At 69.9% G+C, this 20,021-nt stretch carries 16 protein-coding genes; 7 read left to right on the top strand and 9 right to left on the bottom strand.

What is annotated here, in order from left to right:
- Nucleotides 1–161 precede the first annotated feature (161 nt).
- Both AB0M56_RS00510 and AB0M56_RS00505 read left to right on the top strand, forming a co-directional pair.
- Nucleotides 162–1,949, top strand: coding sequence for a histidine kinase (locus AB0M56_RS00510; protein WP_364169252.1), 1,788 nt, complete (start codon nucleotides 162–164; stop codon nucleotides 1,947–1,949).
- The gene (locus AB0M56_RS00505) at nucleotides 1,946–2,599 is read left to right on the top strand and encodes a response regulator transcription factor (RefSeq protein ID WP_364169250.1); all 654 of its coding nucleotides are present in this window, start codon (nucleotides 1,946–1,948) and stop codon (nucleotides 2,597–2,599) included. Before AB0M56_RS00510 ends, AB0M56_RS00505 begins: the two co-directional genes overlap by 4 nt.
- Nucleotides 2,600–2,659: 60 nt before the next feature.
- On the opposite strand, the gene AB0M56_RS00500 is transcribed toward AB0M56_RS00505, so the two are convergent.
- The gene (locus AB0M56_RS00500) at nucleotides 2,660–3,673 is read right to left on the bottom strand and encodes a CHRD domain-containing protein (RefSeq protein WP_364169247.1); all 1,014 of its coding nucleotides are present in this window, start codon (nucleotides 3,671–3,673) and stop codon (nucleotides 2,660–2,662) included.
- A 141-nt stretch (nucleotides 3,674–3,814) separates the two neighbouring features.
- On the opposite strand from AB0M56_RS00500, the gene AB0M56_RS00495 reads away from it, so the two are divergent.
- Together AB0M56_RS00495 and AB0M56_RS00490 are read left to right on the top strand one after the other, a co-directional pair.
- On the top strand, nucleotides 3,815–4,294 hold the full coding sequence (locus AB0M56_RS00495) for a hypothetical protein (RefSeq protein WP_364169245.1): 480 nt from the start codon (nucleotides 3,815–3,817) through the stop codon (nucleotides 4,292–4,294).
- 34 nt (nucleotides 4,295–4,328) lie between these two features.
- Nucleotides 4,329–5,636 carry an amidohydrolase gene (locus AB0M56_RS00490; protein ID WP_364169243.1) on the top strand — a complete coding sequence of 436 codons (1,308 nt, stop codon included), beginning with the start codon at nucleotides 4,329–4,331 and terminating at the stop codon, nucleotides 5,634–5,636.
- Nucleotides 5,637–5,649: 13 nt separating this feature from the next.
- Here AB0M56_RS00490 and AB0M56_RS00485 read toward each other — a convergent pair whose 3' ends face one another.
- The 6 genes from AB0M56_RS00485 to AB0M56_RS00460 all read right to left on the bottom strand — a co-directional run bounded on the left by AB0M56_RS00485 (nucleotide 5,650) and on the right by AB0M56_RS00460 (nucleotide 13,508).
- The gene (locus AB0M56_RS00485) at nucleotides 5,650–6,327 is read right to left on the bottom strand and encodes an SDR family oxidoreductase (RefSeq protein ID WP_364169240.1); all 678 of its coding nucleotides are present in this window, start codon (nucleotides 6,325–6,327) and stop codon (nucleotides 5,650–5,652) included.
- A 17-nt stretch (nucleotides 6,328–6,344) separates the two neighbouring features.
- The gene (locus AB0M56_RS00480; RefSeq protein WP_364169237.1) at nucleotides 6,345–8,015 is read right to left on the bottom strand and encodes a hypothetical protein; all 1,671 of its coding nucleotides are present in this window, start codon (nucleotides 8,013–8,015) and stop codon (nucleotides 6,345–6,347) included.
- Nucleotides 8,016–8,103: 88 nt separating this feature from the next.
- On the bottom strand, nucleotides 8,104–9,570 hold the full coding sequence (locus tag AB0M56_RS00475) for an SdrD B-like domain-containing protein (protein WP_364169234.1): 1,467 nt from the start codon (nucleotides 9,568–9,570) through the stop codon (nucleotides 8,104–8,106).
- A gap of 56 nt (nucleotides 9,571–9,626) precedes the next feature.
- On the bottom strand, nucleotides 9,627–11,699 hold the full coding sequence (locus AB0M56_RS00470) for a PhoX family phosphatase (protein WP_364169232.1): 2,073 nt from the start codon (nucleotides 11,697–11,699) through the stop codon (nucleotides 9,627–9,629).
- 92 nt (nucleotides 11,700–11,791) lie between these two features.
- The gene (locus AB0M56_RS00465) at nucleotides 11,792–13,012 is read right to left on the bottom strand and encodes an MFS transporter (protein ID WP_364169229.1); all 1,221 of its coding nucleotides are present in this window, start codon (nucleotides 13,010–13,012) and stop codon (nucleotides 11,792–11,794) included.
- Nucleotides 13,002–13,508 carry a MarR family transcriptional regulator gene (locus tag AB0M56_RS00460; RefSeq protein WP_364169226.1) on the bottom strand — a complete coding sequence of 169 codons (507 nt, stop codon included), beginning with the start codon at nucleotides 13,506–13,508 and terminating at the stop codon, nucleotides 13,002–13,004. Before AB0M56_RS00460 ends, AB0M56_RS00465 begins: the two co-directional genes overlap by 11 nt.
- 65 nt (nucleotides 13,509–13,573) lie before the next feature.
- On the opposite strand from AB0M56_RS00460, the gene AB0M56_RS00455 reads away from it, so the two are divergent.
- Nucleotides 13,574–14,215 carry an HAD family phosphatase gene (locus AB0M56_RS00455; RefSeq protein WP_364169223.1) on the top strand — a complete coding sequence of 214 codons (642 nt, stop codon included), beginning with the start codon at nucleotides 13,574–13,576 and terminating at the stop codon, nucleotides 14,213–14,215.
- A 56-nt stretch (nucleotides 14,216–14,271) separates the two neighbouring features.
- On the opposite strand, the gene AB0M56_RS00450 is transcribed toward AB0M56_RS00455, so the two are convergent.
- Both AB0M56_RS00450 and AB0M56_RS00445 read right to left on the bottom strand, forming a co-directional pair.
- On the bottom strand, nucleotides 14,272–15,360 hold the full coding sequence (locus AB0M56_RS00450; RefSeq protein WP_285971412.1) for an inositol-3-phosphate synthase: 1,089 nt from the start codon (nucleotides 15,358–15,360) through the stop codon (nucleotides 14,272–14,274).
- Nucleotides 15,361–15,432: 72 nt separating this feature from the next.
- Entirely contained in the window at nucleotides 15,433–15,978 is a 546-nt protein-coding gene (locus tag AB0M56_RS00445; RefSeq protein ID WP_360606298.1) for a PadR family transcriptional regulator, read from the bottom strand.
- A gap of 267 nt (nucleotides 15,979–16,245) precedes the next feature.
- Here AB0M56_RS00445 and AB0M56_RS00440 point away from each other — a divergent pair, with 267 nt between their 5' ends.
- Both AB0M56_RS00440 and AB0M56_RS00435 read left to right on the top strand, forming a co-directional pair.
- Nucleotides 16,246–16,647, top strand: a complete 402-nt coding sequence (locus AB0M56_RS00440) for a DUF5318 domain-containing protein (RefSeq protein ID WP_326567307.1) — start codon at nucleotides 16,246–16,248, stop codon at nucleotides 16,645–16,647.
- Between the two features lie 100 nt (nucleotides 16,648–16,747).
- Complete coding sequence (locus AB0M56_RS00435; RefSeq protein WP_364169219.1) at nucleotides 16,748–19,777, top strand: transglycosylase domain-containing protein; 3,030 nt, start codon at nucleotides 16,748–16,750, stop codon at nucleotides 19,775–19,777.
- Nucleotides 19,778–20,021: the final 244 nt, after the last annotated feature.

Genomic DNA, 20,021 nt, shown 5'->3' with positions numbered 1-20,021 from the left:
TTGGTCTGCGACTTCGTTGGGAATCACCTTCACGGATCGGGGCGGGTGTCCACTTCGGGCAGACGGCCAGTCCGACGATCACCGGCATCGGCCGATCGGCCGATGCGGCTCGAACCACCTGGCCAAGGTGCGCGCCGCCAGAGATCCTCTACCGTTCGGTTGTGTCCCAAGCTCCGCCGTCTTCGTCCTTTTCCGCACGCGTGACCGAGCTCGTGCGCCGCCTCGGCATGCCCGTGGTGGTGCTGCTCGCGGCGCTGCTGTTCGACCTCGTGTTCGTGACCGACGCCGCGCTCGACGACGTCGGGCCGCGCTGGGTCGACTTCGCGCTGCTGCCCGGCATCTTCGCGATGGTCGGGTGTGCGATCTGGGCGCGCCGGCGGGCGGCCGTGGCCGCGATGGTCGGGGCGTTCGCGCTGGCGTTCTTCACGATCTTCATCCGCTACCTGCACACGCCGACGTATTCGAGCGTGCTCGCGAACCTCTCGATCACCGAGGTCGTGGCGGGGACCGAAATGGTCTTCTACGTCGCGCGCAAGGTCCGCCCGGGGGCGGCGTTCGCGGCGATCTCGTCGCTCGTGGTCGGCGCGTTGATCGCGGTGTTCGGGCGCTACACGTACGGCGACCTCTCGTACTCCACGATCCTGCAGGCACTGCTGTTCGGCAGCTTCCTGCTCGTCGCGGCCGTGGTGATCGGGGCTTCGGGCCGCACGCGGACCGTGCAGCGTGAGCAACGGCTGCGCCGGCTTCGGCGGATCAACGCGCTGGCGAAGGGGCAGTGGCCGCTGATCGGCGCGCTCGCACTTTCGCTGCTGTTCGAGTTCGGCTTCACCTACGACAGCGGCACGAGCGGCTTCCCCGTGCTGTTCTGCTCGATCGGCGCGGCGGTGATCGCGGTGCTCTCGCCGCGCCGCCCCGCCGATGCGATACTCGGCGTGGCCGGGCTGATTCTGCTCTCGGCCCTCGTGACGCCGTTCCTGCGCCTCGGCTACGACTACCAGTTCCCGGGCGGGATCCCGCCGGCGCAGATGGTGGCCGGGATCGGCGTGGTGGTGAACCTCGTCCGGGCGATGCCGCTGATCAAGGCGTGGCCGCGGATCGCCGTGCTGACGGCGGCGGTCGGCGTCGGCGCGATCCTGAACGCGAAACGCCCGGGTTTCCGCCCGCTGACCGATCCGCAGGAAATCGGCGGGCTCGTCGTGGCCGCGGGCCTCGTGCTCGGCATCGCGATCGCGGTCGGCCTGTTCCTGCGCTCGCGCGACTCCGAGCGCACACAGGTGATGAAGGCCGCGGTCACCGACGCGCAGATCACCGAGCGGATGGCGCTCGCGCGCGAGCTGCACGACGTGGTTGCCCACCACGTCACCGGCATCGTGGTGCAGGCCCAGGCCGCGCGAATGATGGGCGAGAAGAACCCGCAGCTCGCGCTCGAAGCCATGGGCCGCATCGAGGACGCGGGCACGGAAGCGCTCGCGGCGATGCGCCGGCTCGTGCGCAGCATGCGCGGCGACGCGCCCGCCGGCGCGAGCGACCTGAGCGAGCAGGCCACCACAGATCTGGACGCCGACCTGCGCAAACTCGCCGACGGCGCCAACCACGGCATCAAGACCACGCTGATGCTTGACCTGCCGCCGGACCTGCCGCACGAGGTCGGGCGCTCGGCGCTGCGGCTGGTGCAGGAGTCGCTCACCAACGTCGGCAAACACGCCGCCGACGCGACGGAAGCGCTGGTGCACGCCGAGGTCACCGGCCGCGAGCTGCACCTGTCGGTGCGCGACAACGGCCGGGAGCAGGCTCACCGACCGGCCGGCGGGTCGGGCGGCTACGGTCTGGTCGGCATGCGCGAGCGCGTTGCCCTGCTGCACGGCCGGATCACGGCCGGGCGCGGGCCCGACGGCGGCTGGCGTGTGGAAGCTTGGCTGCCACTCGAGGCGAACGGGGATGACGGGTGATCCGGGTACTGATCGCGGACGACCAGGAGATGGTGCGGATGGGGTTTCGCATGATCCTGGACGCGCAGGACGACATCGAGGTGGTGGCCGACGTCGCCGACGGCGTCTCGGCCGTCACCAAGGCGCGGGAGCTGCGCCCGGACGTCTGCCTGCTCGACATCCGCATGCCGGGCCTCGACGGCCTCGAGGTCACGCGGCAGCTCGCCGGCCCGGACGTCACCGACCCGCTGAAGGTCGTGGTCGTGACCACCTTCGACCTCGACGAGTACGTGCACACGGCGCTGCGCAACGGCGCCAGCGGCTTCCTGCTCAAGGACGCCGGCCCGGCACTGCTGATCGAGGCCATCCGCGCGGCCGAACGCGGCGACGCGCTCGTGTCGCCGCAGATCACCGTGCGGCTGCTCAAGCACTTCGACGCCGCAAACGGGCACAAGCGCGACGTGCCCCCGCCGTCCGAACCGCTCACCGCGCGTGAGCTCGACGTCGTGAAGGCCGCCGCTCGCGGTCTGACGAACACCGAGATCGGCGCGGAGCTGTACTTGTCGCTGTCGACGGTGAAGACGCACCTGGCTTCGGTGCAGGGCAAGGTCGGAGCGCGCAACCGCGTGGAGATCGCCGCGTGGGCTTGGCGCAGCGGGGTCGTGGACTGAGTTTCTCGCTGCGGAAAACGGGGGCCGGCTGGTGAGCCGGCCCCCGTTTTTGGTGCCGGCTCAGAAAAGCTGGCCACGCGCGGCGCCACCCGGGAAGGCGGCGTCGTGCAGGTTCGCGTAGTACGACAGCGGGTGGCGGGCGATGTCCTTCACCAGGGCCGAGTCGAGGCCCGTCGCGGTACCGGACACGGCGAACACGCCCGCGGGCACGGTCGTGCCGATGAGGGGAACCACCACGGCGCCGTTCTTGCCGAAGGTGCCCTTGTGGATGTGGGCGAGCGTCGGCTGGAAACCGAACCACGCGAAGGAGAACTGCACCTGCGTGCCGGTCGGGCGGACGAACGCGACGGCGTTGGCCTTCGGGTCACCGGCCTTCGGCTCGCCCGGAGCGGCCTTGACCTCCTGGTTGCCGGACATGAACGCGTGCAGGCCACCGCCCTGCAGCAGCTTCAGCATGTCGACCGACGAGCGCAGCGGCGTGAGCTGGCCGCGCACGGCGCCGCCGGGGAACTTGTCGGTGTGCAGGTTGAGGTAGAAGTTCGACGGGTTCTTGCGCAGGCCGTCGGCCGTGGCCTGGTCCGTGATCGTGGCGGTGCCGGCGGCCGCGGTCACGGTGGCGGGCATCGCAGTGCCGAAGAGCGGCACCTTCACGTCGCCGTTCACGCCGGCTTTGCCCTCGTGGATGTGGCCGAGGGTGGGCGCGCTGATGCCCTTCCACGAGAACGCGTAGGTGACCTTGTTGCCCTGCACCTCGACGATGCCGGTGGCGCTGCCCTTCGGGTCGCCGACGGCGGGCTTGCCGGCCACCGGGACCTCGTTGGCGCCGGTGAGCTTGGCCTGCAGGAAGATCGGCTTCTGCTGGGAGCGCTGGATGGCCGTGGACAGGCTGGCCGGCGCCTTGGCCGGGGTCGAAGCGCCCTGGCCGGACATGTCCATCCCGGGCATGTCCATGTTCATGCCCGGCATGTCGGGCGTGGTCGGGGTGCCGGGCATCGGGCTGGCGGTGGCGGTGACAGCGCCGAGCAGGCCGAGGCCGGCGGTCATGGCGGCCAGTGCCGCGATTCGTGCTCGCATCAGGTTCGTCCTTTCACGTCGGATTCCGCAGCCGACACGGAATCCAGCGGTGGGCGGTTCAGAGGAAAATTCGATTGAACCGTTTCGCTGCGCCCGCCGTGTCTCGTCCCGAATTCGACGTGAATCGGTGGAGGAGTTCTCATGCGTGTCTCGATCGTCCTGGCCGGTGCCGCCCTGCTCGGCACCCTCGCTGCCTGCGGAAGCACCGCGACCAGCGGATCTGCTTCCGCTCCCGAAGGTTCGTCACCGGCCTCCCCGGCGTCGTCGGGTGAGGTGAAAATCGGCCAGTCCGGCCTCGGCCCCATTCTCACCGACTCCTCGGGAAGGACCCTTTATGCCTTCGCCGATGACATTTCGGGCACCAGCACGTGTGGCGACGATTGCCTCGCCACGTGGCCCGCGCTGACCGGTGACAAGGATTTCCACGCGGGCGCGGGCGCGGATCAGAAATTGCTGACGGCGACCGAACGGACGCCGGGTGTCGAGCAGGCGAAGTACGGGAAGTGGCCGCTGTACTACTACGTCGGCGACCAGGGTCCGGGTGACGTCGACGGCCAGGGCGTGGACAACCTCTGGTTCGCCGTGGGCGCCGACGGCAAGCTGATCAAGAAGACACCCTGACCACAGGCGTCTGGGACGCCCGTACTATCTCCGCATGTCACACCGTTTCCACGCGCCCGTTGTCCTGCCCGCCGATCCCGCCTGCTCGCTGCTGCGCGACGCCGTCGTGGACGTCGACGACAGCGGCCGGATCACGTTCGTGGGCCCGGTCGCCGAGGCACCCGAGTTCACCGGCGAGGTGACGCGGCTCGGCGGGATCCTGCTGCCCGGCCTGGTGAACACCCACGCGCACAGCCCCATGACGCTGCTGCGCGGCATGGGTGGCGACCTGCCGCTGCTGCGGTGGCTGCGCGAGATCATCTGGCCGACCGAGGCGAAGCTGCGGCCCGAGGACGTGCGCACCGGCATGCTGCTGGGCTCCGTGGAGATGCTGCGCCACGGCGTCACGACCAGCGCGGAGATGTACTTCGAGGGCGAGCAGCTCGTGGACGCGGTGCTCACCACCGGCGGGCGCGTGCTCGTGGCGCCGCCGGTGATCGAGCTGCCGGGCCTGGACTGGCGCACGTCGCTGGCGGCCATCGACCGCTGGATCGACACCGACGGCCTGCGCTTCGGTCCCGGCGACCGGGTCGAGCTGGGCTACGGCCCGCACTCCGCGTACATGCTCAACCCTGAGGGGTTGCGCGCCACCGCGGAATCGGCGGCCGCGCGCGGCGCGCTGGTGCAGATCCACGTGGCGGAGGCTGCGAACGAGGACCTGGTCCAACGCAAGGAGTACGGCTCGGTGCCGGCGCTGCTCGATTCGCTCGGCGTGTTCGCCGGCCGCACCCTCGCCGCGCACTCCATCCATCTGTCCGACGAGGACATCGCGCTCTTCGCCGCCCGCGGCGTCGGCGTGGCCCACTGCCCGGGCTCGAACGCGAAGCTCGCGTCCGGCATCGCCCGCATCAAGGACCTGCGCGCGGCCGGCGTCGCCGTCGGCCTCGGCACCGACGGCCCCGCGTCCAACGACGACATCGACCTGTGGGAAGAGCTCCAGCTCACGGCCATGCTCGCCCGCCTCGCCAACGACGACTCCACGGTCCTGACCGCCGCCGACGTCTTCGTCATGGCCACCCGCGGCGGCGCCGACGCGTTGGGCCGCACCGACATCGGCGCCCTGGAGCCGGGCCGCTGGGCCGACCTCGTCCACGTCGACCTCGACGACCCGGCCTTCGCCGCCGGCCTGGACGTGCCCGACGAGCAGCTGCTGTCCAACCTCGTGTGGGCCGCGGGTTCCCGCCGCGTCCGCGACGTGTGGGTCGCCGGCGAGCAGGTCGTCGCCGACGCGGAGCCGACGCGCGTGGACCGCGCGAAGATCCAGGCGTCCGTCGCCGACACCGCGGCTCGCCTGCGCGGCTGAAGCGTCAACGCCCTCAGCGAGGGCGGAGGATCACTTCCGTCAGGTGCGCTTCCGGGCTCGCGCTCACCGCGGTGAGCACCGCCGTCGCCACGGAGTCCGGGCGGAGGAAGCGCGCCGGGTCGTACTCGCCGCCCTCGTGGGCGATGACGGCGCGCTGCATGTCGGTGTCGGTGCGGCCCGGATAGACGGTGGTGACGCGCAGGTCCGGCTCTTCGTCGCGCAGCGCGTCGGCGAAGGCACGGGCGGCGAACTTCGATGCGGCGTAAGCGCCCCAGCCCGCGCGGGCCGTACGGCCGGAGCCGGAGTTGATCACGACGACGTGGCCGTGGGCGGCGCGCAGAGCGGGCAGCAGCAGGCGCGTGAGCTCGGCGACGGCGACTACGTTGACCTCGTAGTTCACGCGCCAGTCTTCGGCCGACCCTTCGGCGATCGTGCCGAGACGGGCGGCGCCGGCGGAGTGCACGAGGACGTCGAGTCGCTCGATCTGCGCGGCGGCGGCCGCCAGCGAAGCGTCGTCCGTGAGGTCAACACGCCACGGCTCTGCGCCCGGCAGCTCGGCGGCCACCTTCTCGAGCGCGGCCTCGTCGCGGCCGCCGAGGAGCAGGCGGTGCGTCGGGGCGAGCTGGTGGGCGACGGCGGCGCCGATGCCACGCGAGGCACCGGTGACCAGGGCGAGCGGAAGATCGGTCATGCGATCCACCGTAAGCGTCAGCAGGACGCCGCGACGCGGGGGTCGCGGTCGAACCGGATGCCCGTGCGGGTGAAAGATCCCGCGAAATTGTCGACAAACCGACCGAAGGTCAACGGATTGCGCGTCGAGGTGAGCGCGTCCTGCTCGCCCTGGCAGCGCAGCGCTTGGCGGGCGGCTTCGATCTCGGCCGGGGTGAAGACGTGCATCCGCCCGTCGGTCGCGACCTCGCCGTGGCCGGCGTCGGCGATCTCCCACGCGGCCGTGAGCCACTTCGAGTGCCCAGGCCGCCCGCCGGGGATCGACGTGGAGTGCGAGCCGAGGTCGCTGGCGAGGCCGTAGCCGTCGTGGACGCGCACGTCGAGCGACACCAGGTTGCTGATCGCGCCCATGCTGTCGGCCGCGAGCGTGACGTACGGGCGGTCCGTCGGGAACGTGTACCAGCGCTTTTCCCCGTAGCTGTACACGAGCACGGCCGGTGCGCGCGTCGCGTCGGTGACCTCGACGGCCGTGCGCATCACCGGCTCGCCCAGGAAGTCCGACGCCAGCACCGGGTGCTCGTGCCCGGTGACCCACGACCAGTACGCGCGCTCGTCGGTGACGCCGACAGCGGCGTGATCGTTCGCGTACGGCACGCGCAGCCACCCGGCCGCGGCCACCGACCAGACGGCGACGCCCGCCAGCAGCGCGAACGTCTTGCGCGTCAACGGCACCGCCATCACCGGCAGGAGCAGCGCGAACAACGCGGGCAGCAGCATCCGGCCGTGCATGAAGTCGCCGCCGACGCGCACCACGTACGCGGCCAGCAGCACCGCGCCCGCCACCGGCGCGAGCGTGAGGATCCGCGACTTCCGGCTCAGGAACGCCGCGACCGCCAGCATCGGGATCGGCAGCCAAAGGTAGTACGGGTCGACGAGGTCGAGCAGGTAGTCGAACCCGCGTGACCAGTTGCTCGTGCCCGCTTCCTTGGCCAGCGCGGTGTTCGGCACGAGCAGGCCGTAGTAACCCATGCGGAAGACCTGGTACGCCGCCGGCAACGCGATTCCGACGCCCAGCCAGCCGAACCCGGTCCGCAGGCTCGGCCGCCGCAGCAAGGCCAGCGCTGCGAACGCGACGATGCTGAACAACGCCAGATCAGGCCGCACCAGCACCCCGAGTCCGATGACGAACGCCGTGGCCTTGGGCGCCTTGCCGCGCACGAGCAGCCACCACGTCAGGCCGATCCAGAGCATCGCCAGCCCGGTTTCGAGGCCGGACGTCGCGAAGTCCCGGAACGGCGGCAGCGCGCACACGATCAGCGCCCCTGCCGGGACGACCGGGCTGTCGTAGAGGCGGCGGGCGCCGTCCATCGCGAAGAACAGCCCGCCGACGGCGCAGATCAGGCCGGTGACGACCGACAGCCACTCCAGCGCCGGGCCCGGGATCGTCCCAAGCGCGGCCAGGAGCCAGGTCCACAACGGGCTGGTGCTGGCCTCGACCCGCTCGCCGACGTTGAACACGGGCCCGTGACCGGCGAGGATCTGCCGGACCGTGCGAAGGACGAGCAACCCGTCGTCCGACATCCAGCGGCGGCGCCACGAGAGGTACGCGTAGAGCGCCAGCGTCGCGAAGGTCAGCCAGGTGGTGGGGGACTTGAGCCACGGCGTGGGTGCCGCCACGGATTTCGTCGTGGCGGTGGTGGCTGTGGTCATGGCCCCTCTCCCCGGTGGTCTTTTCCCAGTCTCGCATCCGGGGGTACGGGTGGCTCGCGGCGCTGGTCGCAGCGATGCCGTGATTGTTTCAGTGCGTGGGTGCCGGGCTCGCCGAAGGGGCCGGGGTTTCCGTAGGTGCCGGGGTTTCCGAAGGCGGTGGCGGAGTCGTGCTGGATGTAGGGACCGGTGCCGGAGGCGGCGGGGGCGGCGGTGCCAGCCCCAGGTCCGCGTTGAGGTTCTCGTGCGTCGTCCCGCCGAGAGTGAACCCCGCCGTGCAACCCGTGGCCGGGTCGACGTCGGAGTCGCGCGCCGCGTCGCCGGCGGCCTGCCGCGTCACGGTGAGCCCGTCCGGCAGGTGCGAGATGTCGAAGCAGACCTGGTAGGTCCCGTCCTTGCGCTTGTCGAACAGGTACGAGCCGTCGGCCGCGGTTTTCGTGGTGGCCAGCGTGCCGCCGGCACCGTCCTTGAGCGTCACGGGAATGTCGGCGACGTCGGGCTCGCCGTCGTCCTGCAGGCCGTTGCGGTCGGTGTCGCGCCACACGCGGTCGCCGATCTTGTCGATCAGCGGCAGCGGCGTCACGGTGATCGCCGCCGTGGCCGACTGGTCGGTCAGCGCGCCGCTCGGCGACGTGACGCCGGTGATCCGCACCTTGTTCACGTGGCCGGTGTCGTTCTCCGCCAGGTTCGGGTGGTCGCAGGGCACGGCGTTCGAGGCGCCGGGTGCCAGGCCGAACGCGGGCGGCAGCGACGAGCACCACGAGTCCTTCAGCAGTACGCCGGTCAGCGGCTGCGAGCCCGAGTTCGTGACGGTCGTGCGGTAGTGGGCGGTCTCGCCGGCGGGGATCGTGGCCGACGGCCCCCACTCGCCGGTCGCGGGGTTCTGCACCTCCAGCTTCACCGTGTACGCGGCGAGCTGCAGGTCCACGCAGTCCCACATCACCCAGTTGCGGTTGGTGGTCGCGAAGAACACCACCGACGTGGTCTTGTCCGGCGCCGTCTGCGCGGGGAAGTCCTGGCGCGCGAGCTTGCCGTCGGACTGCACGTCGTGCGTGACGTTCTGCGATTTCTCCAGCAGCGCGCGCCCGGCGGAATCGGTGAAGCGCAGGCCGGTCGACTGGGCGTTGGCGCGGTCGGCCAGCGCCGAGCCGACGGAACCCGTCGCCGCCGAGAGCGTGTAGATGCCGCCCGGCGCCGCGGGAAGGGTCTGGGTAGCGGAGCTGACGCGGCCGTCGGGCGTCTGGATCTGCGCGTTGAGCTTGCCGTCGGACGCGTGCGCGGCGTCGGTGACGAGCTTCGGCACCTTGTCCGCCGGCGTGCTGCGCGGCACGGGCGCGGCAGGCGTGAACACGTAGCCCGCCGGCGCTCCGCCGGGCGCGTTCGCCTGCTCCACGCTCGGGTTCGGGGCCACTCCGCCACACGCCGGGGTGTCGGCCGCCGGGGTGTCGGCCGCCGGCGCGGAGGCCGGGAGGACGACGACGAGCGCACCGGCCAGCACCAGGGTGCAGGCCGACGCGCCCGCCGAACGTCCGATCGCGACTTTTCCTGCCCGCCTCACCCAACCGAAGCTATTACTCCGCACGGGTTCGGCGCAGTGGAAGCCACTCCAAAGAGTTACCGCACGCCGATGCGGCCGGCGAGCCCGAACCGGCCCTTCCGCCACACCGAAACGATGGCCGGGCGCGGCTGCGAGGTGCCGCCGTCGGGCCAGTGCGACGACGGGTTCGCCGAGCTCACCGCGTTCTCACCCGGGTGCTGCACGGCCACGAGCACCAGGTGGTCGGTGACGACCGGCCCGCACGTCTCCGCACCGATCGGCACGGACAGGAACTGCTTCACGTGCCCGCGTTCCGGACCCGACACGGGCACGGAGAACAGGCCGTCGTTGGCGCCGAGCGTGTTGCCGTCGGTGGAGATCCACAGGTTGCCGTGGGGGTCGAACGCGACGTTGTCCGGACACGAGATCGGGCTGACCTGACTCTTCGGGAAGCCGCCGAAGTAGGTGTCGGCCGTGGCCGGGTCGCCGCAGACCAGCAGCAGGCGCCAGGCGAACCGCGTCGACGCCGAGTCGCCGCGCGCTTCTTCCCACTCGAGCACGTGGCCGTTTTTGTTGCCGACCCGCGGATTCGCCTCGTCGACGCCCGCCTTGCCGGCCGCTCCGCGGTCGGTGTTGTTGGTCAGCGCCGCGTAGATCCGGCCGTTCACGGGGTTGGGCTCGATGTCCTCGGGCCGGTCCATCTTCGTGGCGCCCGCCTTGTCGGCGGCCTGGCGCGTGAAGACGTACACCTCCTCGGCGGTAAATCCGTCCACAAACGACTTGTTGCCACTCGCCAGCGGGATCCACTCGCCGGCGCCGTCGAACTCGCCGTCTTCCGGGAGCTTTCCGGTGCCGTCGATCTCCGCGGCCGGGCTGTCGCCGGTGAACTTCGCGACGTAGAGCGTGCCGTCGTCCAGCAGTGCCGAGTTGTGGCGGCGGGCCAGGGCGGACGTGCCCTTCTTGTACTTGCCCTTCGACACGAACTTGTAGATGTACTCGAAGCGCTCGTCGTCACCGGAGTACACGGCGACGCGGCCGTCGGCGGTGATCTTCACGTTGGCGGCCTCGTGTTTGAACCGCCCGAGCGCGGTGTGCTTGACCGGCGCGGCGTGCGGGTCGTTCGGGTCGATCTCCACGACCCAGCCGAAGCGGTTGGGCTCGTTGGGCTCGCGTGGCACGTCCCAGCGCTTGTCGAAGCGTTCCCACTTGCGCGTGCTCTCGCCGGTGCCGATCACGTACCGCTTGAGCCGCGCGGCCTGCGCCGGGTCGGTCACCTTGTCGGCGTTGGCGAAGTACTGGTGGAAGTTCTCCTCACCGGAAAGCACGGTGCCCCAAGGCGTGACGCCGCCGGAGCAGTTGTTCTGCGTGCCGCGCACGCGTTTGCCCGACGGGTCGGCCGACGTCTTGAGGTACTTCGAACCGGCCGCCGGGCCGCGAACCTCGAAGATCGTGTCGAGCGTGATGCGGCGGTTCAGCGGGCTGGGCACGGTGCGCAGCCCGCCGCCGATCGGGTCGCGCAGCGTCTGGACCACGGACAGGCCGTGGGCCGCCCACGCGATCTTCACCTGCTCCTCGGTCGGGTTGGCCGGGTCGTACTGGTCGGCCGGGAACAGGTGCACCTCGGTGGTGTACTCGTGGTTGACCACGAGCAAGTTGCGCAGCCCCAGGGAATCCTGCGGGATCAGGCCGACGAAGTCGTTGTTGTAGCCGAACTGCTTGGCCTGCGCGGCCGCGGTCTGCGCGCGGAAGTCGAACTCCGGCGCACCCGGCACCACGGCGTCTCCCCAGCGGATGACCACGTGCTGGTCGTAGCCCTCGGGGATGCTCACGCGGTCGAGCTTGTTGGGCGCCACGGCGTCGAAGTCGGTGCCCGGCACCGGACGCGGGTGACCGCCGCCGTGCGCGGGAGCCGCGGCCGCCGTGCCGGGCAGCGCGGCGAACCCGCCGGCCGCCGCGGCCATCACGGCACCGGCCTTGAACACGCCACGCCGAGAGACACCCTTCGCGACGTCACCGAAGTACTCGTTGCCCGAGGGGTTCGGCGCTTCGTGCGCGCACGCGTTGCCACAGCGGTATTCGCAGGTCAGGGGAGAACGCCCGCCGGGGTGAGTGGCGAACAGGGGCAGCAGCCGCCCGCGTTCCGTGGACACAGGGCCTCCAGGTCGCTTCAGTAAGGGAACAAAGCGACCATATTCGGCCAAATCGAATCTTCAGGTGAACAATAGATGTATTCGACGTGGGTTCAGAGTTCCTCTTCGCCCACCAACGCGGCTTCCTTGGGCACCTCGTGCGGGTCGGTTTTCTTCTCCCGCAACGACAGCAGCACCGCGGCGATGACGCACAGCGCGGCCGCGATCACGAACGGCCCCTGCTCCCAGCCCAGCCAGTCGGCGACGTGCCCCACGAGCGTGGCCGCGACGGCGCCGCCGAGCCACCGGCAGAAGTTGTAGCCCGCGCTGGCGACCGGGCGCGGCGCGTTGCTGATCGACATCGCGGTGCCCGTGAACAGCGTGTTCAGCAGCCCCGAAACCAACCCCGAGAGCACGATGCCGATGACCACGACCGTCTTGTTCGGCACGGCCAGCACCAGCATCAGCACGGTGTAGCCGACCACGGCGAGCGCGGCCGCGTGCCGTTCGCCGAACCGCGCGGCGAGCTTCGGCGCCAACGCGACGCCGGCCACCGCCACGCACAGGCCCCATCCGCAGAAGATCAGCCCGACGGCGATCGCGCTCCAGCCCAGCACGAACGGCGACCAGGCCAGCACCGCGAAGAACGCCGCCGTGTACAGCGCCGACGCGACCGAAGTCCGCAACAGACCGGGGTGCTTCAACGCGCGGATCGGGTCGAGCAGCTTGATCGGCTCGCGCTTCTCGTGCGAATCGCTCTTCAGGAACACCGAGCACAGCACGAGCGCGCCGGCCATCAGCACCGCCGTGCCCAGGAACGGGCCGCGCCACGAGATCGTGCCGAGCAGCGCGCCCAGCAGCGGGCCGACGGACAGCCCGACACCCAGCGCCGCCTCGTACAGCAGGATCGCGCCGGACTGCCCGCCCGTGGCGGCGCCGACGATCACCGACAGCGCGGTGGCGATGAAAAACGCGTTGCCGAGACCCCACACCGCACGCAGGCCCACGAGCTGCTCGATCGAACCGGCCGCGGCGCACAGCGCGGTCGCGGCGACGATCAACGTCAGCCCGACCAGCACGGTGCGCTTCGCGCCGAAGCGCGCGGACATCGAACCGGTGAACAGCATCGCGATCACCTGCACGCCGAGGTACGACGTGAACAGCAGCGTGACCTGCGACGGTGACGCGTTCAGGCCCTTGGCGATCGACAGCAGGATCGGGTCGACCAGGCCGATGCCCATGAACGCGATGACCGCGGCGAACGCCGTGATCCACACTTGCTTGGGCTGGCCCTTGATCGCGTCCAGCAGGCTCGAGTGGTGCTCAGCGCTCATCGCTGATCAGTTCCTCCTCCGGGTTTTCGGGTAACTCCCTCTTGGGTTGGTCAGCCTTCGGTGCATCACTGTGGAAATCGCTGATCAACTTCGTGAGAGCGGGCAACGCGGCGTCGATCGCGGCGCGTTCGGCGTCGTCGAGCACGATGAGCCGCTCGCGCACCTGCGCCTCCCGCGCCGCCAGCAGTTCGGCGTAGAAGCGCTCGCCCGCCTCGGTGGCTTCCACGAGCACGGCCCGGCCGTCGTCCGGATCGGGGCGGCGGCTCACCATGCCGAGGCGCTCCAGCCGGCCGACGACGTCGGTCATCGACGGCATCCGCACGCCTTCGAGCTGCGCGAGCCGGCTCATCCGGCTCGGACCGCCGCCCACGAGCTCGGCCAGCACAGACCCCTGCGTGAGCGTCAGCAGCTGCGGGGTTTCACGGCGCACCAGGTAGTACAGCCGGAACACGACTGGCCGGAGCCGGTGCGCGAGGTCGACGATCGGGGAAGTCACTTAGCCAGGCTAACAAATTTAGTTAGGGTAGCGAAGTAATTCGCCTCACAGACTAGGCTGCAGCCATGGACGCGGTGATCTTCGACCTCGACGGCGTGCTGGTGGATTCGGAAAAAACTTGGGACGAGGTGCGCCGCGCGGTGGTCGCGGAGCACGGCGGTACCTGGTTACCCGAATCGACCAGAGAACAGCAAGGGATGAGCACCCCCGAGTGGGCTGCCTACCTGGTCGGCACGCTCGGCGCACAGCTGACGCCCGACGAGATCGCGCGGACCGTGATCGACCGGATGGCGCAGCGCTACGCCTCGGGACCGCCCGTGATCGACGGCGCGCCCGACGTGGTCCGCGCCGTCGCCCGCCACTACCCGGTGGCGATCGCGAGCTCGTCGCCGCCGGTGCTGATCCAGGCGTTCCTGCAGGCGTGCGACCTCACGTCGCTGGTGCCCGTCGCCGTGTCGAGCGAGGAGGTCGGTGCCGGCAAACCGGCGCCCGACGTCTACCTGCGCGCGGCGAAGCTGTTGAACGTGCCGGGCGAGCAGTGCGCCGCCGTGGAGGACTCGACCAACGGGCTGAAAGCCGCGCTGGCGGCGAAGATGGCCGTGTACGCGGTGCCGAACCCGCACTTCCCGCCGGACCCGGCCGTGCTGAAGCAGGCCACCGCCGTGGTGCGCGACATCAACGAACTCCCGGCGGCGTTGGGACTCTAGACGCCGAGAAGGGCTCCCCGGAACACCGAGGAGCCCATCTGCCGGCGAGAAACGCGTCAGCGCTCCAGCTCGCCGCGGATGAACTTGTCGACCGCGTCGCGCGCGGTGGAGTCGTCGTACTGCTCCGGCGGCGACTTCATGAAATAGGACGACGCCGACAGGATCGGCCCGCCGATGCCGCGGTCCTTCGCGATCTTCGCGGCACGCACGGCGTCGATGATGATGCCGGCGGAGTTGGGGGAGTCCCACACCTCGAGCTTGTACTCCAGGTTCAGCGGCACATCGCCGAACGCGCGGCCCTCGAGGCGCACGTAGGCCCACTTGCGGTCGTCGAGCCACTGCACGTAGTCCGACGGTCCGATGTGGACGTTGCCCTTGCCGAGCTCGCGGTCGACCTGCGAGGTCACCGACTGGGTCTTCGAGATCTTCTTCGACTCGAGGCGCTCGAGCTCCTTCATGTTCAGGAAGTCCATGTTCCCGCCCACGTTGAGCTGCATCGTGCGGTCGAGCTGCACGCCGCGGTCTTCGAAGAGCTTCGCCAGCACGCGGTGCGTGATCGTCGCGCCGACCTGCGACTTGATGTCGTCACCGACGATCGGCACGCCGGCGTCTTCGAACTTCTTGGCCCACACCGGGTCGGACGCGATGAACACGGGCAGCGCGTTCACGAACGCCACGTTGGCGTCGATCGCGGCCTGCGCGTAGAACTTGTCGGCCTCTTCGGAGCCCACGGGGAGGTAGGAGACGAGCACGTCGACCTTCGCGTCGCGCAGCGCGCCGACGATGTCGACGGGCGCCTCGTCCGACTCCGAGATGGTCTCGCGGTAGAACCGCCCGAGCCCGTCGTAGGTGTGCCCGCGCTGCACCGGCACGCCGAGCGGCGGCACGTCGGCGATCTTGATCGTGTTGTTCTCGCTCGAGAAGATCGCCTCGGACAGGTCGTGGCCGACCTTCTTGGCGTCGACGTCGAACGCGGCGACGAAGTCGATGTCGCTGACGTGGTACTCGCCGAACTGGACGTGCATCAAACCGGGCACGCGCGTGCCGGGATCCGCGTCGCGGTAGTACTGCACACCCTGGACCAGCGAGGAGGCGCAGTTGCCGACGCCCACGATGGCCACCCGAACGCGGCGGTTCTCGCCCATGCCGGTTTCTCCTTCAATCCGTTACTTCATCTGCAGGTCTGGCCGCGACGTTGCGGCCCGAGCGGCGCGCCCTCACTCCTGCGGGCCACGCTGCTCGGCTTGTTCGTGCGCGATCAGCTCGTTGAGCCAGCGCACCTCCCGCTCGCTCGACTCGAGTCCCAGCCGGTGCAGCTCGCGGGTGTAGCGGTCGATCCTCTCCTCGGCCCTGGCCAGCGCCTCGCGCAAACCCTCGCGACGCTCTTCCACGCGACGCCGCCGGCCCTCCAGGATCCGCATCCTGACGTCGGCCGGTGTCCGCGAGAAGAACGCCAGGTGGACGCCGAACCCTTCGTCGTCCCAGGTCTGCGGACCCGCGTCACCGAGCAGTTCGGCGAACCGCTCCTTGCCCTCGGCGGTGAGCTTGTAGACGCGGCGGCCGCGCCGGGACCAGGCCCGGTCGTCCGCTTCGTCGAGCTCCTCGACGAGGAATCCCGCCCGCAGCAACCGACGCAGGGTCGGGTACAGCGAGCCGTACGAGAACGCCCGGAACATCCCGAGCGTCTCGTGCAAACGCTTGCGCAGCACGTACCCGTGCATGGGGGCTTCGTGCAGCAACCCGAGGATCGCGAGTTCGAGCACACCGCACCCCCTCACGGGAACAAACCGCAGCAGCCGCCGTTGCCCCAGTGGCTGGTGGGACCTACTGGCGCGACCGCCTCCGTCAACCTACTCGGCAACTATATCGCGCCGATACATCGAAGTGGCGGAAGTAACCCCCGGAAGTGGCCAGACCAGGGCGAACGTCACCAGAGAGTTATCGAATTTCCGGCGTGTCCGAATGGTCGCCCTGGGTGGCCTCCCGCAGGGGGCACTGCACACACAGGAAGAGCCCGTACTCTGTTCCTCGTGCTTACCCAGCGGCAGGTCGTGGACTACGCCTTGCAGCGCCGTGCGCTGCTGGCCGGCGTCCGCTCCGGACGCGTCGGCGACCATGAGGTGTGCGACGCGACCCCGTACCTGCTCCGTGCGGCGAAGTTCCACGGCAGGCCGGACGACCGCGCCTGTCCGATGTGCCGCCGGACGCCGTTGACCCTCGTGTCGTGGGTTTACGGCGACGAGCTGAAGCACGTCTCGGGATCGGCGCGGACACCCGACGAACTGGCCCGCATGGCGGGGCTGTTCGGCGAGTTCACCGTCTACGACGTAGAGGTGTGCCGGACGTGCCACTGGAACCACCTGGTCCTGTCCTACGTCCTCGGCACGGGCGAGCCCCAGCCCACCCGGCCGCGGAGGACAGCCGGCCAGTGACGAGTACCAAAACCGCTGCAGAGCACAGGGCGGCGCACTCCGGCTTTTCCCGGACTCCGGTGCCGGCAGTGCCGGCAGTGCCGCCTTCGGAGGCCCATTCGTGAACGACGATCGCAACCGCTCCTGGCCTGGCCAGGAGCCAGATGCACCTCGCCGTGCCCAATGGCCGGAGGAAGAACCGGGTCCCGCCTGGCCGGGTGAGGACGCCCCGCGTCGCCCGCAACGGCAGGCCCCGCCCCCCGCCCGCCGGGCCCCTCGCGGCAACGCACCGCGGCCGCCTCGCGCGGCCGCCGGTGGCGGCGCCCCGGAATGGCCCAGCGGCGACGAGCCCCGGCGTGGTTCAGACCCGCGTGGTTCAGACCGGAGCGGCGGCGATCCGCAATGGCCTGCTGACGAACCACCCCGCCGGCCGCAACGGCCTCCGCAGCGCCCCCAGCAGTCCCAGCGTGTGCCGAACGGCAACGGACAGGCGGGAATGCCGCCGCGCCGGCAGGCCCCGCCACCTCCGCCGCCCCCCGGTGGCCGCCCGCCCGGCCCCGGTGGCCCAGGTGGTCCGGGTGGCCCAGGTGGTCCGGGTGGTCCGACCGCGAGCCCGCCGCAGGGGTTCCGCCAGCCGGGCCCGCCCGGTCCCGGTGGTCCAGGCCGCAACGGCGCGGGTCCCGCCCGCCGTCCGCCGCAGAGCCGTTCCGCGGTTCCGCCGGCAGCTCCGGCGTATCCCGACCGCGAACCCGAGCTGATGACGCACCAGGTGCACAACGGCACGGAGTTCGGCTACGACCCGTACGACGACCGCTACGACGATCAGTACGACAGCGCCGAGCACCCTCAGTACTCCGACGAGGACGACTTCGAGGACGAAGGCCCCGAGCTCGACGAGAACGGCAAGCCGATCAAGCCGCCGCTCACGCCGAAACAACGCAAGAAGCGCCGCTGGAAGATCATCCGGCGGATCGCGTACGCGTGTGTGGGTCTGTTCGTCGTGGTGCCGGCCGTCGCTTTCGTGATCACGTACTTCATGGTGAAGGTTCCTTCCCCGCAGGACGTGAAAGCGTTGCAGAGCCAGCCCATCACGTTCTACTACGCCAACAACCAGGTGATGGGGCGCAGCGTCCCGCCCGGCGGCGACCGCGAGCTGCTGCAGCCGAACCAGATCCCCGACGTCGTGAAGCACGCCGTGTACTCGGCCGAAGACAAGACGTTCGAGACCAACTCGGGCTTCGACGTCAAGGGCATCCTCGGCGCGGTGTACAACCAGGTCACCGGTGGTACCGGTGGTGGTTCGACCATCTCGCAGCAGTACATCAAGAAGGCCACGGAGAACGAAGCTCCGACGCTGACCCGTAAGTGGACCGAGCTCGCGAAGTCGTTCAAGCTCAACAACGAAGAGTCCAAATCGGACATCATCACGGGCTACCTGAACATCGTCTACTTCGGCCGCGGCGCCAACGGCATCGCGGCGGCCGCGAAGGCCTACTACGGCAAGGACGTCAGCCAGCTTTCGCCCTCGGAGTCGGCGCTGCTCGCCGGCTTGATCCAGCTGCCGAGCAAATCGGAAGACCCGGCGTACACGCAACGGCGCTGGTCTTACGTGCTGGACCAGATGGTGGCCAACGGCTGGCTCTCGAAAGCGGATCGCGAAGCCGCGACGTTCCCCAAGCTGATCCCCAAGGGCGCTCAGGCGAAGGAGAACGCCGGCACCCTGGACTACTTCATCCAGCAGCGCATCATGGACGAGCTCGAAGCCAAGGGCTACGACCAGGACAAGCTCTACTCGAGCGGCGCGAAGATCTACACAACGATCGACCCGGCCGCGCAACAGGCGGCGGTGCAAGCCGTGCAGGACAACATGAAGGGGCAAACCGACCCCGACATCCTGGGAGCTCTGGTCGCCGTCGACCCGAGAACGGGAGGGGTCATCGCCTACTACGGTGGCCCGAACACGGTTAAGGACGAGAACGGCAAGGACACGCTGGCCAACGACTGGGCCAACACCCCGCAGAACCCCGGCTCGTCCATGAAGCCGTACGACCTCACCGCGTTCCTCAAGATGGGCAAGGGCCTCGGCGAGACCTTCGACGGCACCAACAACCGCGAGCTCGGCGGCCGCATCGTCCGCAACGCGGGTGAGAGTGCCAGCTGTGGCCCGCAGTGCACGGTCAAGAAGGCCATGGAGGTCTCGGCCAACACCGTGTTCTACGACATGGTGCTGAACGTGACGAAGCCCGCGCCGGTCGCCGAAGCCGCGAAGGAAGCCGGGGTGCAACCGGCGCCGAAGGGCAAGGCCAAGCTCGGCACCAACGACGCGAACATCGCGCTCGGCGGTGGTGAGACGTCGTTGACCCCGGAAGACCAGGCCGCGGGTTACGCGACCTTCGCCTCGGGCGGCATCTACCGCCAGCAGCACTTCGTCTCGAAGCTCACCAACTCCCAGGACGAGGTGGAGTTCGACGAGACGACGCTGGCGGGCAAACCAGCGTTCGACCCCGACGAGCAGAAGAGCCAGCAGATCGCGGGCAACGTCACCGACGCGCTCGGGCCGGTCATCAAGGAATCCCATCTGAAGTGCCCCACCGGCCACGACTGCGCGGGCAAGACCGGTACGCAGCAGTTCGACCCGGGTAGCGCGAAGAACCTGCCGAAGGGTTATGCGGACCGCAACGCCCAGACCTGGATGGTGGGTTACACCCCGTCGGTGTCGGCGGCGGTGTGGATCGGCGGTGACGGCAACAAGCCGTTGCACGACAAGAACAACAAGCCGATCTTCGGTGCCACCATCGCCGGTCCGGCGTGGCAGGACTTCATGGACACCTACCTCAAGGGCAAACCCACGGAGAAGTTCCCGAAGGTCGACCCGATCGGCAAGGACGCCGACACGGTCACGCCCACGACCAGCAGCAGCAGTCGCTCGGTGACCACCACGACGACGCCCAGCACGACGACGAGCACGCCGACCAGCACGTCGAGCACGACCACGAGCGAGACGACGTCGTCGGAGACCACCACCAGCCGTCCCGGTGGCATCTTCGGCGGTGGTCCCGGCGACGGTGGCGGTCCCGGCCGCAACGGCGGTGGCGGCGACGGCGGAGGCGGGGTCGAGGTGACTCCACCACCGAAACAGCCCGGCGGGTAGCGACCCGCGGTTCCTCGAAGAGGGCTCCTTTCCGGTTCAGGAGGGGAGCCTTTCTTCGTGACCGAAGCCCCTGCACCTCGAAGTGACCCAGGCGACATCGCTCAGCCGTCACCCTGGGCGTAGTTTTGTCCGGTTCACACCGCGCCGGGGCCGTTACCCAGAGATACGTCCCGCCGGTCGAGTGAACCGACCCCACCCGCGGTGCGTCCCCTTGTGGAGAGGGGATCTGCGCCCGCAGCACGCC

It is taken from the genome of Amycolatopsis sp. NPDC051372 (assembly GCF_040682095.1).
Lineage (GTDB): Bacteria > Actinomycetota > Actinomycetes > Mycobacteriales > Pseudonocardiaceae > Amycolatopsis.
The sequence above is the reverse complement of the archived record's forward strand: the minus strand, read 5'-3'. Positions and strand labels throughout refer to the sequence as shown.